Below are 18,004 nucleotides of genomic sequence, written 5' to 3'. Positions count from 1 at the left end.
AAGGTCATCAGCAAAACTGCCACCTAATCTTGCCCGATAAGGCGCTCAATTAAGGACTGAGCCGACTGCAACGAGCTTTCCTGCCAGGCTGCGCGCGAAAAATCCTGTTTAGCTGAATGCTGATTAGGGATCACCAACACCTGAAGACCCGCAGTACAACCCGAGGTGAGCCCGGTTGTTGTATCCTCAATCGCGATGGCTTGCTCGGGTGAAATTTGTAATGACACCAAAGCTTGAATATAAGGTTCAGGGTGCGGTTTTGGATGTTTTACATCGTCTTTGGTAACGATACACTCAAAGAAGTGCAACAGGTCATAGTGTTCCAGTACCGGAATGGCCTCAGCTCGGGTGCTGCCAGTCACCAGCGCCAGTTTGCAATGTTGTGCCGTATAGCTCAGGATCTCTCGCGCATAGGGCATGAGTCTGGGCCTGATGGTAGCCGAGGTGTCGACAAACAGACGGTTTTTTTCTTCACACAATGCCTGTGCATCACGGGGCAACTGGTGCCGCGCGCGCAGTATCTCTGCCGTTTTCAGGGTAGGCACACCAGAAAACTCATCACAAAAAGCCAGCTCGCTGTAAGTGACATCAAATGGGGCCAGTACGCGCTGCCAGCTGTGATAATGGAGCGCTTCCGAATCCGCCAGCGTCCCATCAAAATCAAACAAGATTGCCTTTAAACTCATCAACGCTCCTTCATTATCGGTTATGGGTATTACTCAGCCTTGGCAGGTGGCTCTGCGTGTGCAACATCACCCGTATCTTTTTCTACCAGCTCGTAACCGCGAGGCTTGCGGATTACTTTCAGTACCGGTTTGTCGAATGCCGTTTGCAATCGAGTAAAATCGGCTTTCAGGTCATCAATGCTCTGGCCATAAGGTGATTCACCCGTTTCCGACCAGTTGACCGCCTTACCATTTTCATTGTACTCAACCGCATGTACCTGATACTGCTCTGGCGCATCTTTGCTAGCTTCACAATAGATAACGCGGTAATTCCAAAATGCGGACATCTTCTCTTCCTCTAAAATTCTGTCTAGACCAGCTGTACTTTACCAGTACTGGGGCCGAGTTGCATGACAGTATTAATAAAAAAACCCGTGAATGCCAAGCATTCACGGGTTTTCACTTCAAATTAGCGTGAAATTAAAAGAATTTCACTTTGAACTCAGCACCAATAAAGCGCTCTTCGTTCAACATACCTGTGTTGTTGTTGAAATCAACACCACCGATAACCACCTGTTCATCGAACAGGTTACGAACGAACGCCGATACTTCGTAGTCGTTGTCGCCCGAGTTCCACGCGTAGCCCGCACGTACACCGGCTTCAAATAACGCTTCGCCTTTAAACTCAACCGACTCGTACAAGAAGAAGTCGATTTCACTGCGGTAAGACAAGTCGGTGTATACAAAGAATTCACCGTCTTCCAGTTCTTTGGTGTAACGCAAAGTCGCGTTTGAAATCCACTCTGGCGCATGTGGCAGGCTGTTGCCGTCTAACAAGTAACGACCTTGCTCGTTTTGTGGATCAAGTACCGTACATTGTGCACACCCTTCTACAGCCAAGGTTGGATCGTCAATCTCGGTTTTGTTGTAGCTCACATTGAAGGTTGCATTCAACTCGTCTGTCAACACCCATTCACTGTCTACTTCGAAACCATAACCTGTGGTTGTATCAGCATTGATCAAACGGTTAAAGTTAGCGCCGCCACCTACTGCGGTCAATTGCTGGTCATCCATCTGGAAATAGAATACGGTTGCATTCACGCGACCCTGGCCATCCAGTACGTCTGACTTCACACCAAACTCAATTGAGTTCACAGTCTCAGATTCTGCCACTGTCACATCATTACCGAACAAGATACGGCCCTGTACACTCGGTGCACGGAAACCATTTGCAATACGACCAAACAGATTGACGTCATCCGTCAACTTATAGGTTGCACTCAAATCCCAGCTGACATGGCTGTCGCTTGGATTAGCAGCCACTTCAAGAGTACCCGGGATACCAAACGGGCTTTGTGTACGTTTAGCAGAAAAATCTTTTTCGTCGTCTGAGTAACGAAGACCTAAGGTCACTTCCAGATCGTCAGATACTGTGTAATCAAATGAACCGAACAAAGCCCAAGCTGACGTGTCCTGATACTGAACCGCATAACCATTTTGCAGACCATAGTTTTGCGCAGCGGCATCATAAGCTGACGTATCGAAGCTGAAGCTTTCAATGGTCAAGTCTTCCTCAAACAGGAATAAACCAACCTGGTAATTGAAGTCACCTGAGAAGTTGCTGGATAAACGCAGCTCCTGCGTGTACTGGTCGTGATCAGGGATAGCATCCGCCGTTTCGGAGGCGAAGAAGATCACACCTGGGCCCTGGGCAACAGGTACATCGTTTGCATCAGCCCAGCCACCGTAACCGCCATCAACGTCTGCACGCGAATAAATTTCAGCGCTCTCCCAGCCAGTGATTGAAGTAATGGTGTGCTCTTTTAGATCCCATTCCAGTTTCAGGCTCAGACCTTGAGTGTCAACTTTCTGAGTCGCACGAGACGCCGCATCCTGGTAAACCACATCGTTATCATACAATGGATTAATGTTGTTAGAGCCTTTTTCGATCAGGTTAGCACGGAACGCGATAGGACGGCCTTCCAGATCACGGACGTGATAGTTCAACAGGCCAGTGAAATCGTCACCTTCATACAAAAACTGTACGCGCGCAGCCTTCTCGTTGTAACCACCCAGAGAATCTTCTTTTTCGAAACCCGGTGCTTTCACATCGATATAGTCAGGCTTGTCCTGAACCAAGACAGAGACACGGGTAGAGATTTTATCGGTCAAACCTGTACCGGCGGCACCTTCAAAGTCAATTGAGCTGTTGCTGCCATAAGAAACCGCAGCATAGCCGTCGAATTCCTGACTTGGTTTAACGCTGTCGAATTTAACCAGACCTGCTGGCGTGTTACGACCAAACAGTGTTCCCTGTGGGCCACGCAATACTTCGATGCGGGCAATATCGAATACAGGGAAGCCTTTTAGGATTGGGTTTTCCTGAACAACTTCGTCAACCACCAAAGAAACAGGCTGCGAGGCATTCAGATCGAAGTCGGTGTTACCCAGACCACGAACATAAAAGCGTGGGAATGTACGTCCGAATGAAGATTCAACCGACAGACTCGGGATCTTCGCATTCATAAAGCGGATATCCATACCAGCTGAGCTGTATGCATCTAAGTTGTCGCCTTGTAAAGCAGACACAGAAACTGGCACTTCTTGTGCGTTCTCAACACGCTTACGCGCGGTGATTTGGATCACTTCCAGTTGATTGCTTTTGGCTTGCGCTTCTTCTGCAAGCGTAGAGAATGAAGTACCTGCTACAGCAGAGAACAACGTCGCATTGATTAAAGTTGCTAACGTAGATCTTTTCATTGCTTTCATGTTGGGATTTAACCTTTTATATGCACTCTTGAGTTCAACGGTTTTGATTTGGGCGCCGTATCACAATGGCTGGTTCGCTCAATTTTACGCGCAAATGACGAGCAGCGCGGACCTCACTAGCGAGAGTGCAAAGCGACTATGTGAGGCTGAACGAGACGGCCGTAATTATAGCAGCAAATTTTCAAATTGCTGCAATTATGCATATAAATTTTCCACATTTTTGTAAATATCGTGAAAGTTAGCTAAGAGTTAACAACTTTTCGCAACAAAAAGCCTCAAAATAAGGACAATTGTCCTTACCAAACTCTTGCCTGTATGGTGGCAGGAAACGGATTTACCGAATTGAAATACAGATGTCACTGTCTCGTTCTACTCAACAACATATTGCAGGATACCGCTAACGGAAACACGCAGGGTTAAATAAACCTGCTACGCACACCTGTCCGTTTAATTACAAAACAGCAGTGTTCTTTAACGGCTTATTCAGTGACGAAATATAATACAACCGGGCACCATCCGCCCAAAGATGGTAACCGGTGTCATGAAAGCGACGCCATTGTAATAAAGCGCCGTAACGAAAAGGAGGACATTAGACCGCACAAAGTCAACTTATTTACAGTCTGTGCTGGCCTAGTTCGGTGGTGTGGCCAGCTGGAGTAACTCGCTTTTAAGCGTATCGGGGTTATATTGGATCACAGCGACCGCAGCCGTTGGAAATATTGGCATTTCACCCGGTACCAGTTGATCAACCAGATAACTGACAATAGGCATATGTGCCACGACCAGCCAGGTATCCAGCGTGTCATGCATACTGATCAAAGTTTCCAGGTAATCGACAGCCACTGCAGCATTACCACTGGGCACAATATCATGGCACGTTTGTTCAAAAGACACAGAGTTGTACTGCAACACTCCCTGTGCTGTCTGTTGTGCCCTGACATAGGGGCTAACCAGGGCAGCCTGGGGAGGAAAGTGCTCACTTAGCCACTGTCCCATCGCTGCAGACTGAGTCATTCCGCGTGGTGTCAGCGTTCTGGCTGCATCATTGGCCTGCATAGGGCCCGCTTCGCCATGGCGCATGATCAGAATTGTTTTCATAGCACTCCGAAAGTTGGCAAGAAAATTAAAGACAACCAGTAGCTATTGCCCCAAATTGTCCGCTATATTAAAACAAAAGCACCTAAACCTTAAGTTTAAAATACAGGCTAATTCAGAGGTGACCGGCTATCGCAACGACCCAGAGTGTCTGTTGCCAGCATTCAGCCCGGAAACAGCAGCCACGTCTCTAACCACTATATCGGCGGCACACAATTGAAACTGAGTAATAATGATAAAAGAAATTATCGTCACCTGACACTGGACAATGGTCTTAAAATACTCCTGGTAGAAGATACATCAAGCACCAAAGCCGCTGCATCATTGGCCATTAATGTTGGTCACTTTGACGACCCCCAAAGCCGTCAAGGCATGGCACACTTCGTTGAGCACATGTTATTTTTGGGAACTCAAACCTTTCCAGCCAGGGGAGAATTCTCCCAGTTTGTCAGCCAGGCAGGTGGACAGAGCAATGCATGGACAGGCACAGAGCACAGCTGTTACTTCTTCGATTGCCGCTCAGCCATGTTTGAACAGGCATTACATCGATTTAGTGAATTCTTTTACGCTCCACTGTTCACAGAAGATGCCTTGCAGGATGAACGCAATGCCATCGACTCTGAGTTCAATCTGAAAGTCAAAGACGACAACCGCCGGATCATTCAGGTACACAAGGAGACGGTCAACCCAGCTCACCCATTTGCCAAGTTCTCTGTGGGGAATCACAACACGTTGGCTGACCACAGTGGTGACTTCAAACGAGAGATTGAATCCTTTTTCACTGCGCATTATCAGGCACAATGGATGACTCTGGTACTGGCAGGCCCTCAGTCTCTGGATGAGCTGGCGCGACTGGCCAAGCTCTACTTTAGCCCGTTAGAGGGCTGTGACACGCCCAAACCAGAAATTGACGTGCCACTGTATCGCCAGCAAGATCTTGGTCTGTTGCTCCACATTGAGCCACGTAAGCACATGCAAAAACTGATTGTCAGTTTCGCGATGCCGGATGTAGAAAGGCTGTATAAATTTAAGAGCCTGAGCTTCCTGGCTCACTTACTGGGCTACGAAGGGGATGGCTCGCTGTACGCCATTTTAAAGAAAAATGGCTGGATCAATGCTTTGTCCGCCGGTGGCGGCGTAGATGGCAGCAACTTCAAAGATTTTAATATCAGCTTTGCACTGACGGATAATGGCATTGAATACTATGAAGACATCGTTGAGATGTTGTTCGAGTATATCAGCCTTATTCGCGAACAAATCGCGCTACTTCCGGCACTATACGAAGACAAAAAACGCCTGCTTGAACTGGCTTTTGAAAACCAGGAACAAAGTAAACTACTTGACTGGGTCAGTGCACTCAGTATCAACATGCATCATTATGAAGAAGAAGACATTCTGTACGGCGATTACTGCATGAGTGCATTTAATCATGCGCTGCATGAAGAACTCATGGATTTACTCTCTCCTTATAATATGCGCTTGATCCTGATCCACCCCGATATTACCTGTGAAAATGATGTCACCCGCAAGGTTGCCCAGTGGTACAATACGCCCTATCAGGTCGAGCGAATTAACATTGAGTGGCTCCAAACACTTGAGCAAATTACCACCCCGCTACCCGAAATGCGCTTGCCTGCTGCAAATCCATATCTGGCTTTTGAGAACCGCCTGTATGATATTGAACCCGGTCGGAAAACTCCGACACTGCTAACGGACAGGCCAGGATTTGCCTTCTGGTTTAAGCAAGATACGCGCTTTCGTGTGACGAAAGGGCATTTTTATCTAGAAATTGATTCCCAATGTTCGGTTGAAAGCCACAAGAGTATGGCGATGACCCGACTGTTCGCCGATTTGTTTATGGACAGTGTAGCAGAGCAGTTTTATGCCGCCGAATTGGCAGGTCTGAGCTATCACCTGAGCTCTCACCAGGGTGGTCTGACACTGCAAACGGCAGGTCTGTCAGCCAGTCAGCTCAAGCTTGTGCTGCAACTGGTCGAGGCATTACTCAAACAGCCAATCAGTGCTACCCGTTTTGCAGAGTATAAAAAGCAACTGATCCGGCACTGGAAAAACCACAACAAAAGTAAACCTGTCAGCGAGCTATTTAGCCTGCTCGGTGCCCAACTGATGCCCTGGAATCCAACCCCAGAGCAATTAGCCAAAGCCCTGAAAAATATCAGCTTCAATGAGTTTTGCCTGTTTCGAGATAATTTTTTCAAGGCTATTCATATAAAGGCCTTTATGCATGGTAACTGGCAATTGGATCATGCACTGGATATGCAGAAGCAACTCCATGCCCTGTTTGCCTACAGTGAAATCCTGGACGACCTGAAAAAACCACTCAACCTGATCTCGTCTCATCAGCAAGTAGAAATCGAGAAGTCTGGCACTGAGCACGCATTTGTTGAGTATATTCAGGCTCCCACCAGCAGTGTCGATGACAAGGTCAAAATTATGGCCTTCAATCAGCTAGTCAGCCAGGATTACTTTGAGTCACTGCGCACCCAGCAACAGCTTGGCTACTTGGTTGGTGCGGGTTATGCGCCGTTTAATACCCGTGCAGGGATCGCGTTTTATGTGCAATCCTCCAATTATGACAGCGACACGCTGCTACAGCGCCATCATCACTATCTGACTGACCTGGTGTCACAACTGGATAACTATGAAGACACGCAATGGATACAAATAAAAGCGGCATTACATGCCCAAATCGCTGAGAAAGATAAAAATCTGAGGTTACGCTCACAGCGGTTATGGATAGCCATCGGCACTGATGATCATACCTTCTCTATGCAAGACAAACTCATCGAAGCACTTGATAACCTGACCTTTGAGGCACTGAAACAATACATAGTAAAGCTGGTGTCCGGCGATTTTGCAAAAATCACGCTCAGATGTAACTAATAAATAGCGGCGTCCATCGTTAAGGTGGCGCCCCTGAAACACGGGCCAATCCAGATCTTTGCTACTATCAAATTAGCGGCCTATACACTGTGCCTAAAACACATATTCCCGCATAGATTTTATACAAGCAGAGACATAAGGTCCCAAATTAGGGATTTTTCTGACATTCTTTTTGACTCTACTCAGGGCTTAGATTAGATTAGCAATTGTAATTGACTCTTTAAGCCTTATGAAAAAAACAACAATTATAAAAACAATTACATCTATTTTGTTGCTTCAGACCTGGCCGACTTTGAGTGCGCCCGTGTCTTTAGAGGTAATGCAAAATTCACAGATGACGCTAACGATTGTGGTAGGACTCATCACCGCGGTCACTTTGTGCTATCTGGTGATTGCAAATCGCAAAGCAAAACGCTCCCTTAGTGCGCTTAAGCATTCAGAGCAACGCCTGAAAAGCACCGTAGAAGGCAGCGGTGATACCCTATGGGACTGGAACATCAACAGCGGTGAAATTGTGCGTATCAATGACAAATTCATGATGGACACCGCAACAGGCAAAAACTTCATTCCAAACGCCAGTCTGATACACCCTCTCGACCTGCCTCTGGTAGAAAAACAACTTAAGCTGCATTTTGCTGAAAAAACGGCGTTTTTTGAAGCCACTTACCGAGTCAGAAACAGCCTGGATCAGTATCACTGGGTACTGGATAAAGGCAAGATCATTGAAAAAGATGATAACTTAAACCCGCTGCGTATGACTGGCACAATTCGCGACATCAACCACCTAAAGAGCACAGAAGAACGACTAAACCTGTTTGCCAAATGCGTCGAGTCTCTGACCGATGCGATTGCCATCTACGATCATCACTTCCGCCTGGTTGATTTGAACCCAAGCTACATTCGGGTGTTTGGTGGTGTTCGTGAACAATACATAAATACAGAATTTAAATTGCCCGGTTACGACGGCCAGTTTATCAGCCAAATAAAAGCGGCACTAAAAAAGAGCGAACACTGGCAAGAAGAACTTAAGCTCTACGACCAGACTGGTACTATGCTACCAATTGAAATTTCGATTGACGAGATTAAAAATAACCACGGCCACATTACCAATTACGTTGTTGTATTTTCAGATTTAACTGAACGGAAGAAAGCTGAATCACAGCTGCATAATCTGTCTAACCGGGATCGCACCACCGGACTGCCAAACAGGAACTTATTTTTCACCAACCTAAAGAAACTGGTTGATCAGAAACGCGACCACGCCCTGCTGGTATTTGACCTGGATAACTTTAAAAAGATAAACGACTCTCTTGGCCATCAGCTGGGAGACAGCTTGCTTGCTAAGCTCGCCATGCGACTCAATAAGCTATGTCGTCAGCAAGATACATTTTACCGTCTTGGCGGCGATGAGTTTGCCCTGGTGATGTCGGGTACTAACGACATTCATACCATTACCAAAGCCGCGAAACAGTTTCTCGCGGTCATTGCAACACCATTTAAAATGGCTAACCATGAGCTGGTGATCACCTCCTCGGTTGGCATTGTGCTGTTTCCAGAAGATGGTAGCACCCCGGAAATCTTGCTGAAAAACGCCGATACAGCTATGTATCACGCAAAACAAAAAGGTAATCACTACCTGTTCTTTAATGATTCTATGAATGAGCAGGCCGTTAAGCGGCTGCAAATAGAGAACCTGATGCGTTTTGGATTAAAAGAGGATCATTTTGTGGTGTATTATCAGCCCAAAATGGACATTGCTACCGGCGCACTCGTGGGCATGGAAGCATTGGTGCGCTTCATTACCCCCAAAAAAGGCGTAATCAGCCCGGGGTTATTCATTCCAATTGCCGAGGAAACTGGTCAGATTGTCGAGATTGGTGAAGTGGTGTTGGACAAGGCCTGTAAAGATGTGAAACGTTGGGTGGACCAGGGGCTGTTTAATGGCCGGGTTGCCGTCAATTTATCCGCCAGACAGTTTAGCTTGCCTGACCTGACGGCACGCATAGATCTTATCTTGCAAAAGAATCAACTTCCTTCTTATTTTCTTGAGCTAGAAATTACGGAAGGTACGGTTATGGACGATCCACAAGAAGCAATTTCAATTATGCGCTCATTGAGTTCACGTGGCATCCACCTGGCAATGGACGACTTTGGCACTGGCTATTCCTCTTTGGCCTATTTGAAACAGTTTCCACTCAATACCCTGAAAGTCGACAAAGCCTTTGTAGATGATATGAACACAGAGCGTGGCTGTAACATGGTCGATTCGATTGTCACCATTGCCCACAACCTGGGACTGCATGTGGTCGCCGAAGGTGTTGAGCATGAACAGCAGCTTCAGCAATTACAACGCCTCAATTGCCAGACCATTCAGGGCTACTATTACGCTAAGCCTTTATCAGCAACAGAGTTCGAACAATTTCTTAAGTCCCAGCTCACCGATAAACCTGCTCTGCAACTTGTGAACTAACACAACGGATAAGGCTGCATCGCATACTCCGTAGGGTCAGGCTCTCAATACCGCGTACATCCTTCCCACTTGTTTAAGCCATGCAAAGCGATAATGCGTGCGAAACAGGATCCATACTACAGGCCCCCCAAATGCAGCCAGAAATACCCAGGAACGCCTTGTAACCCCAGTACAGCGCAATTCATTGAGCATCAGCAGTGTCCCAAGACACATCATTAAAGGATACAGCTCCAGCACACAGCCTCCCGATACGGTGATTCATAAGAAATCCGTGAAACACAGCGTTCCACGTTAAGTAAATGGGTAAATTTTTTCCCGCGCAGTGTATCCTAAGTTTAAAAAACACGCAAAAACACTGAAATTGTTGCAAAATATTGCATTATTTAATTTAATACGTCCCCAGAAACCAGTGGTTTCTAACTTAGGGGCATGTTACAACACGCCCCTAAACTCGCAAATAATTGCTAACTTATTATTTTAAAAAGGTATTATTTGCGGCGACACGGATATAAGTCTTGCCGGGTGACGCGTCGGGTTATTGGCAGACCTGATGACCTGTCACTTTCGCTGGCGATCCGGTTTGATTTTCCTACACTTAGGTTAAGCCGAACGGGATTGGAAGCTTATACGTGCCAATTTGATTGCACTTTCGCCGTGTTTTGGGGGGGCTGATTCTCTCGCCTAAACTGGGTGAATGTTTAATGAAGTGGGCATTTGTCATTTTGGTCATGGTGTGGTTAGCAGTCAAAGAGCGGGAGAAAACTTCTCCTTGAGCAGATTTGAAATTGGAACTGTAAAGATAAATGGACTGGTTAACCTCTGTGCGGTTTAAGACGTATTTTTCTCGTTAGAGTGAAATATACTGATATTGTTGCGCAGCTTAGATAAGGTTATTCAGGTATATTCTTATTTGGTCTTAACTGACTGATAGTTTTTACTTATTCCTAATTACAGAAATCTCACAAAAGCTGCTAAAATCAGCCCCATGTTGTGTTAATTTAATTTGTTATTTCAAGGACACGGGCTATGGATCAGAAATTCGTACATGAGTATTTACAGGCTAAGCCTGGGACCTTTATCACAAAACCGTTTGCACAGGACGTGGACGTTTACAAGGTGCAACACAAGATGTTTGCCACCTTATATGAAGGGAAAGAAGGTCAAATGGGTGAGAATGGTGAGCCAGTGTGGTGGCTTAACCTAAAGTGTGATCCAGACGAAGCGCTATTGTTGCGAGACAAATACGCATCAATCGTTCCTGGTTATCACATGAATAAACGATTATGGAACACCATCGTACTAGATGGCAGCATCCCGGAAGAAGAAATCAAACGCATGATTGATGATTCGTATCAGATTGTGGTTGATAACTTACCCAGCGCACAACGCGCAGAGCTAGATCGTCTCACTAACTCCTAAAGAGACCGTCTTGATTGGCTTCCCTCGCACTGAGTGCGAGGGCCATTTTACACGCCCTTCCCCAAAATCACACCATTGTCATTCTGATGTCAATTATCCCTGATTTAATTACAGTGATTTTCTCAACTCAGAATAAAGACAATGAAAAAAACACTGATCTCTTTAACTCTGCTTGGCTTGCTAAGCGGATGTAGCCTGGATGGCGATGACGGACAAGCAGGAACGCAAGGCGAACAAGGTATACAGGGCGAAGCCGGTAAAACAGGAGAGACCGGAGAAAAAGGCGCACAAGGCGAAACCGGTTCTCAGGGTCAGCAAGGAGAGACTGGCGTGACGATGACTGGTACGCTGTCTGCCCAATTAGTGGGCCGTGCCGTGCTCAATGTAGAGAGCCCTGAAGGGGCAGCAGAAATTGTCGCCTATCATGCCCCCAGCCAGCGTATCTTTGCATTGGACAGCTCTGGCGATAGCCCGAAAATCGCGGTGATCCCGACCACACAAATTGATGCTGCGAAACTTATTCAGGATAATGAGGGGGTCATCACAAACACCAATCTGGATGTCACTCAGACCATTGCAGTTAATGAGGTCGTCGCTGCAGACGCTAACAGCCTGGCAATCCATGGGGATATGCTCGCCGTAGCAATGGCTCGCGCCACCGGACAAACCGGTTTTGTGCTTGTTTATAATATCGCTGCTGAACAACCAAAGTTGCTGAAAACCGTTGAGGTAGGTTACCTGCCAGATATGGTTACCTTCAACCAGGATGGCAGCAAGATACTCGTCGCGAACGAAGGTGAACCAGCCGGAGACTATAGTGTGGACCCTCAAGGCAGCATCGCCATTATTGATATTAATGATGGTCAGGTTGCCGATCAGGCCACACTACTGGGTTTCGAAGCATATAATGACAAACAAGCTCAGTTACAGACACAAGGCGTAGTATTTGCCAACCCAACCGGACGCACCATCAAAGGGCAAGCAATCAATACCAGTGTTGCGATGGATCTGGAGCCAGAGTACGTTACCGTCAGCAAAGACAACCGCTATGCCTATGTCTCGCTACAAGAAAATAATGCGCTCGCCATTGTTGACCTAAGTGACAACTCACTAACTATAAAGGGTTTAGGTTACAAAGATTGGGGCAACTGGAGCATGGATGCATCGGATAAAGACGGAGGCATCAATCTGCGTAAATACCCGGGGCTCTACGGTATGTACCAGCCTGACTCCATCGCCGCCTACGATTGGCTGGGTGCCAACTTCATCGTGACCGCAAACGAAGGTGACGGGCGAGAGTACTTCTTCCCGGCAGCCAATGAAGCTGAATGTACAGCTAACGGTGGATTAGACTTTGATGAGGACGATGGTTGCCTGGCTTATACGGATGAAATTCGCGCCAAAGACCTCACCTTGGCCGGGAACTTTACCGGTGTAAACAACGACAACGATGACCTAGGTCGTCTCAAAGTGACCACAGTGATGGGCGACGAGGACAATGATGGTCAGTATGAGCGTCTGTATACCTACGGCGCTCGTTCTTTCTCAATCTGGGATCATCGCGGTACTCGCGTATTCGACTCGGGAGACGAGATAGTACGGATCACCACCGCATTACATGGTGAGCAGTTTAATAACGATGAAGATACCAATGAAGGCGACACTCGCTCAGATGCTAAGGGCGCAGAGCCCGAAGCACTGGCTTTAGGACAGATAGGTGAGCGCACTTATGCCTTTGTTGGACTAGAGCGTATGGGCAGTATTTTAGTCTATGACATCACCAATCCGTTTAATGTCACCTTTACCACCTACCTGATCAACCGGGGACTGGAAGAAGGCGCTGACATCTCGGGCGATCTGGCACCAGAAGGCATGGTCTTTGTCAGTGCTGAACACAGCCCGACAAATACACCTTTACTGATTGTTGGTAATGAAATTTCGGGCAGCATTGCCATCTGGTCACTCACCCAGAAATAAGTGCCTTATCTTGTACTGTGACTGCACAGTGCTGTACATTAATCTATGTGTATAGTTCAGTCACAGTACAAGGATCTTAATGACCAAAATTGCGTTACTCACCAGCGGGGGCGATGCACCCGGTATGAACGCCGCTGTCCGTGCCATAGTACATAGTTGCCAGCACCATCAATATGAGTGCATCGGTTTTTTCCATGGCTACAATGGCCTGCTAAACGATGAGTGGCAAACCCTGACACATCGTGATGTTAGCAACGTACTGCAGTTTGGTGGCACCCTGTTAAAAAGTGCGCGCTGTCCCGCAATGTGTACCCCAGACGGCCCAAAACAAGCGGCTAATACTCTCAGAAAACATCAAGTCGATGCACTGATAGTGATTGGTGGAGATGGCTCCTTCCGTGGGCTCGAAGCGATTAAAGCACACTGGCAAGGACTGGTAATCGGACTACCCGGCACCATAGATAACGACCTGGCAGGCTCAGATAACACAATCGGCTTTGCCACAGCGGTCACAACGGCCACTCATGCAATCGACAAGATCCGCGATACCGCGAACGCGTTTGAACGCGTGTTTATTGTCGAAGTAATGGGCAGGCACAGCGGACATATTGCTTTCAATGTCGGACTGGCGACGGGGGCTGAAGCCATTTTGTCGTTCGAGAATTGTGATCCCACACATACCGCACCACAACTGGCACAATTGATTGCTCAAATTCGGATTCAGCAGCAACACAACCATGAGAGTTTTGTCATAGTGTTAGCAGAAAATCTCTGGCCGGGCGGGCCTGAAGCCCTGAAAACACGGCTGTCCGAGCAAGCGGGTATTGATAGCGCAGTCTGTGTGCTTGGTCATATCCAGCGTGGTGGCAGCCCTGCCCCTGAAGACAGGCTGCTTGCTACCGAGTTAGGGTTAGCGGCCGTCAATGCCGTCGCCAATAACCGAGATCGGGTTATGATAGGGAAACAAGGAAACCAGATACAGGAGGTCCCCTTGTCGTATGCAATCAGCGCCGCCAAACCGGTTGATGGCCGCTGGGTTGAGGCACACAGTGATATCTTAACGGAGTATCTAATCAAACACCGTGAATAGCTCAGCATTGAGCCACAAGTGAACTAAAATACTCGCAGCGTATCCCAGTGCAATGACGGGCGTCCATTTCAGATGGCCAAAAAAGGTATAGTAGCCTCGCGCCTGTCCCATTAACGCCACACCCGCCGCGGAGCCGATGGAAAGCAAACTGCCGCCAACCCCGGCAGTTAGCGTGATGAGTAACCACTGACCATGCGACATGTCAGGCTGCATGGATAACACGGCAAACATCACAGGGATATTATCAACAACCGCAGACACAACACCTAAAAAGACATTGGCTGCCGTGGCAGACCATCCCCCATAGAGCAGCTCCGACATCAGGCTCAGATAGCCCAGAAAGCCCAGTCCACCAACACACATCACAATGCCATAGAAAAACAGCAAGGTATCCCATTCAGCCCGTGACACCTTCGCGAATACATCGAATGGCACCACATTACCCAGCGCCTTGAGACGCTCCTGATCACCGGCCTGCTCTGCTTCGGCCCGCTTGCGGTCGAGTGAGTTAGGCAAGGTAGTCCGCAAAAAATAGCCAAAAAACTGCAGATATCCAAGTCCCATCATCATGCCCAGCACGGGCGGCAGATGTAACAGGCTATGACAGGAGACCGCGGTGGCGATGGTGATCAGGAAAAGTACCATGATGCGCCGCGCGCCGCGCTTCAGCTCTACCACTTCATCACTGGCGGCTGGCTTTTTATTTTTTACAAATAAACTCATAATGAGCGCCGGCACCAGATAGTTTGCCAGCGCAGGGAAGAACAATGAGAAGAATTCAGCAAAATGGACAATACCAGCTTGCCAGACCATCAAGGTGGTAATGTCTCCAAACGGGCTGAAAGCGCCTCCTGCATTTGCCGCCACTACGATATTAATACAACTAAGGTTAATAAACTCCTTGTCACCCTGCCCCACTTTCATTGCCACTGCACACATTAATAAAGCTGTTGTCAGGTTGTCTGCAATCGGTGATATCACAAAGGCAAGAAACCCACTGAGCCAGAATAATGTGCGAAAGTTAAAGCCCCGGCGCACCATCCACACGCGCAAGGCATCGAATAGTCGCCGCTCTTCCATCGCATTGATGTAAGTCATTGCAACTAACAGAAACAACATTAACTCAGAGAACTCAAGTAGATTATGCCGAAAGGCATGCTCTGTCAGTTCGGGGATATCATTCATGACGTAGTAACCGCCAATCATCATCCAGATCAATCCGGCCGCCACCAGCACGGGCTTAGACTTACGCATGTGGAGCTTTTCTTCCAGCATGACCAGGATATACGCCAATACAAAAATGGCGATGCAGAACCAGCCCAGCATGGCTGAGGTAAGATCAACAGGTGTTGCAACGTGATTCGCCGCAGCCGCCATGGCTGCAGGATGGCAGAGCAGAGTAGCTAAGGCGAGCAGAACATAAAGCGAGTTTTTCATTAGTTATCAGGTCCGAAACGAGGTTAAAACGTGGTTAATTTTAGCGCGGCTACTTGATAGCATATTTTTCACACGATCTACATTCGACACAAGTCTAGACCCCACGTCTGATTGAGTTAATTAACGCCCGGCAGACAACAAAAACGGGTGTATGAACAGCGTCACACACCCGTATGATACGATGATGAAATTTTATCAGTTGACCAAAAAAACAGGTCGACTATGCGTCTCGGTTACTGATCCACTCAATGGCAAGGATCAGCACTAAGCCGGCAACGGCGAGCAACACACACCCCAGGACGTAAGGATCCTGCCCTGATATTTGGGCGAACTCAGCCGGCAATATATTTTGTTGAGTCAGAGGTTTTTCAATCCCTTTTGAATTGGTATACGTCGTCAGCACCTGTTTCCAGGGCCAAAGTAGATTCAAAGATCCCAGTAAAAAGCCACACAACAGCGCAAACGTCACTTGCTCAAAACGGCTTAGCAGCCAAGATAAGAGACGCGAAAACGCCATCAAACCAACCACACATCCACTCAGGAACAAGGCAATCAATAGTACCTCAACCTCATTGACCGCACTCAGTACATGACCATACATACCCAGCAGCAACAGAATAAAACTCCCTGAAATGCCTGGCAAAATCATCGCACAAATGGCTATGGCGCCTGCAGCAAAATAGTACCAGGTTTGTGGCACCGCTTCCGCGGGCGCCATAGAAGTTATAGCATACGCAATGGCTGCACCGGCGAGGCAGGCTGTCACCGTACGCCAGTCCCAACGGGAAACCTGCTTACCAACATGAATAAAAGACGCAATGATAAGACCAAAAAAGAATGACCAGACAAATAATTGGTGATGCTCGAGCAAGTAAGTAATGAGCTTAGCCAAAGAAGCGGCACTGGTTAGCAGGCCCGCAAATAACACCAGTAAAAAGGTACCGTCGATATGTCGCCACGCTGCCTGCAACCCGTCCGAGCGAAGCGTTTTGATGGCGTCCAGGTTGACACTTTTAATGGCGCCAAGCAAACGCGCATAAATACCGGTTATAAATGCGATGGTTCCGCCAGACACACCCGGCACCACATCGGCGGCCCCCATGCCAGCCCCTTTAAAAAACAACCAAATAAAATCACGTTTGGTTTCAGTCTTATTGCTCAAAGCCTTCTCCATTGTTTTTTTCCGGCACGAGTTTACCGAAATTTTATGACGCTGCACATAGCAGCAAACAGATTAAACTCAAGCTTTACAATAAATAGCCGATACAGATGCAATAGAGTCTTAAAGTGCATAAGCTATGTTTAAATATTCCCTGTTGTCACTCATAATCAGCCTCATAGCAGGCATTTGTTTTAGCGCTTTCAGCACGTTTTCACTGGCTGCAGAACTCCAGCCACCTCCCAGCAAATCGTCCTTATTTGATAGCGACTTGCGCTACTGGCTGAGCAGTGAAAAACTGCTGACTATCAAAGATGAAGAACAAGAAATAGCCGTGTTGTTTTCGGAATATATGGCCGCGCCAAAACGCGGTATTATCGTATTACTGCCGGGACTAGAACAAAGCCCTTTATACAATAACGGCTTAAGCTACTTACACCAGACACTCACGGACGATGGGTACGATACTTACACACTGCCAGTTCCAGACCTTACCGAGGGCAATGATATTACACAGGGCATGATGGACGGTGAACCCAATGAAGTTAAAAGCACTGCAATCCCGGTACTCAGTGAATTTGCACTGGACAATTACAAAGCCGCGCTAGTCGCCCGTTTTGAGGCACTCTATAAAACACTGGCACTGCGTCAGCAAGAACATATTGCGATTGTGGCATTTGGCAACAGTGCAGGACTTTTTGCGGAATATCTGGCGACCCTGCCCAGTATTCGCGTTGACGCCCTGATCACGGTCAGCGCGCAATTAGCCAATGCACAGCGCAACAGCCATTTACCTGCCAGTTTGTCTTTGGTTGCTCCCGCACTGCTGGATGTGTTCTATACCTTTGACAGTCCACTGGTGCTGGATACCATTGACGAGCGTAAACGCTGGGCCAGACGTAACAGTAAACTCGACTATCGTCAAAGAGAGCTGTTCGGTGAGCAGCACCAGCCAATGCAACATCAGCGACTACGCAAAGAACTTACGGGCTTTTTACGCCGTCTATAATCCGATGCTG

The 18,004-nt window shown here is 47.6% G+C and carries 12 protein-coding genes; 6 read left to right on the top strand and 6 right to left on the bottom strand.

Features of this window, described 5'->3' with window-relative positions; translation table 11 throughout:
- Positions 1–23: 23 nt before the first annotated feature.
- From ACXAH1_RS07340 to sixA, 4 genes are all read right to left on the bottom strand, one after another.
- Positions 24–686: an HAD family hydrolase gene (locus ACXAH1_RS07340; protein WP_475195330.1), complete on the bottom strand. Its 663-nt coding sequence runs from the start codon at positions 684–686 to the stop codon at positions 24–26.
- A gap of 29 nt (positions 687–715) precedes the next feature.
- Positions 716–1,012, bottom strand: coding sequence for a hypothetical protein (locus tag ACXAH1_RS07335; protein ID WP_054014179.1), 297 nt, complete (start codon positions 1,010–1,012; stop codon positions 716–718).
- Between the two features lie 133 nt (positions 1,013–1,145).
- Positions 1,146–3,434, bottom strand: a complete 2,289-nt coding sequence (locus tag ACXAH1_RS07330; RefSeq protein WP_475195326.1) for a TonB-dependent receptor — start codon at positions 3,432–3,434, stop codon at positions 1,146–1,148.
- Positions 3,435–4,064: 630 nt separating this feature from the next.
- A complete protein-coding gene (gene sixA, locus ACXAH1_RS07325; protein WP_253043761.1) occupies positions 4,065–4,532 on the bottom strand; it encodes a phosphohistidine phosphatase SixA in 468 nt (155 codons plus the stop codon).
- A 213-nt stretch (positions 4,533–4,745) separates the two neighbouring features.
- Between sixA and ACXAH1_RS07320 the strand changes: the two genes are divergently transcribed.
- From ACXAH1_RS07320 to ACXAH1_RS07300, 5 genes are all read left to right on the top strand, one after another.
- Positions 4,746–7,433, top strand: coding sequence for an insulinase family protein (locus tag ACXAH1_RS07320; protein ID WP_475195810.1), 2,688 nt, complete (start codon positions 4,746–4,748; stop codon positions 7,431–7,433).
- Positions 7,434–7,752: 319 nt separating this feature from the next.
- Positions 7,753–9,903, top strand: a complete 2,151-nt coding sequence (locus tag ACXAH1_RS07315) for a sensor domain-containing protein (RefSeq protein ID WP_475195807.1) — start codon at positions 7,753–7,755, stop codon at positions 9,901–9,903.
- Positions 9,904–10,929: 1,026 nt separating this feature from the next.
- A complete protein-coding gene (locus tag ACXAH1_RS07310; protein WP_054014183.1) occupies positions 10,930–11,322 on the top strand; it encodes an MmcQ/YjbR family DNA-binding protein in 393 nt (130 codons plus the stop codon).
- Positions 11,323–11,463: 141 nt separating this feature from the next.
- Positions 11,464–13,299 (top strand): choice-of-anchor I family protein, encoded by a 1,836-nt coding sequence (locus ACXAH1_RS07305; RefSeq protein ID WP_475195323.1) that lies wholly within the window; start codon positions 11,464–11,466, stop codon positions 13,297–13,299.
- 79 nt (positions 13,300–13,378) lie between these two features.
- The gene (locus tag ACXAH1_RS07300) at positions 13,379–14,389 is read left to right on the top strand and encodes an ATP-dependent 6-phosphofructokinase (protein WP_475195321.1); all 1,011 of its coding nucleotides are present in this window, start codon (positions 13,379–13,381) and stop codon (positions 14,387–14,389) included.
- On the opposite strand, the gene nhaD is transcribed toward ACXAH1_RS07300, so the two are convergent.
- On the bottom strand, positions 14,369–15,826 hold the full coding sequence (gene nhaD, locus ACXAH1_RS07295; protein WP_475195317.1) for a sodium:proton antiporter NhaD: 1,458 nt from the start codon (positions 15,824–15,826) through the stop codon (positions 14,369–14,371). The two genes, ACXAH1_RS07300 and nhaD, sit on opposite strands and share 21 nt — an antisense overlap.
- A gap of 220 nt (positions 15,827–16,046) precedes the next feature.
- Complete coding sequence (locus ACXAH1_RS07290) at positions 16,047–16,988, bottom strand: polyprenyl-phosphate transporter (protein WP_475195315.1); 942 nt, start codon at positions 16,986–16,988, stop codon at positions 16,047–16,049.
- Between the two features lie 136 nt (positions 16,989–17,124).
- Between ACXAH1_RS07290 and ACXAH1_RS07285 the strand changes: the two genes are divergently transcribed.
- A complete protein-coding gene (locus ACXAH1_RS07285; RefSeq protein WP_253043747.1) occupies positions 17,125–17,994 on the top strand; it encodes a DUF3530 family protein in 870 nt (289 codons plus the stop codon).
- Positions 17,995–18,004: the final 10 nt, after the last annotated feature.

This window comes from Pseudoalteromonas sp. AWH4_217 (assembly GCF_056161105.1).
Note: the sequence above shows the minus strand (reverse complement) of the source record. Positions and strands in the feature narration are given on the sequence as shown.

Bases quoted from the DNA above. Each gene is read 5' to 3' on its own strand.
- sixA (WP_253043761.1), bottom strand. From the start codon at position 4,532: ATGAAAACAATTCTGATCATGCGCCATGGCGAAGCGGGCCCTATGCAG.
- ACXAH1_RS07300 (WP_475195321.1), top strand. From the start codon at position 13,379: ATGACCAAAATTGCGTTACTCACCAGCGGGGGCGATGCACCCGGTATG.
- ACXAH1_RS07340 (WP_475195330.1), bottom strand. From the start codon at position 686: ATGAGTTTAAAGGCAATCTTGTTTGATTTTGATGGGACGCTGGCGGAT.
- nhaD (WP_475195317.1), bottom strand. From the start codon at position 15,826: ATGAAAAACTCGCTTTATGTTCTGCTCGCCTTAGCTACTCTGCTCTGC.
- ACXAH1_RS07335 (WP_054014179.1), bottom strand. From the start codon at position 1,012: ATGTCCGCATTTTGGAATTACCGCGTTATCTATTGTGAAGCTAGCAAA.
- ACXAH1_RS07305 (WP_475195323.1), top strand. From the start codon at position 11,464: ATGAAAAAAACACTGATCTCTTTAACTCTGCTTGGCTTGCTAAGCGGA.
- ACXAH1_RS07310 (WP_054014183.1), top strand. From the start codon at position 10,930: ATGGATCAGAAATTCGTACATGAGTATTTACAGGCTAAGCCTGGGACC.
- ACXAH1_RS07330 (WP_475195326.1), bottom strand. From the start codon at position 3,434: ATGAAAGCAATGAAAAGATCTACGTTAGCAACTTTAATCAATGCGACG.
- ACXAH1_RS07285 (WP_253043747.1), top strand. From the start codon at position 17,125: ATGTTTAAATATTCCCTGTTGTCACTCATAATCAGCCTCATAGCAGGC.
- ACXAH1_RS07315 (WP_475195807.1), top strand. From the start codon at position 7,753: ATGCAAAATTCACAGATGACGCTAACGATTGTGGTAGGACTCATCACC.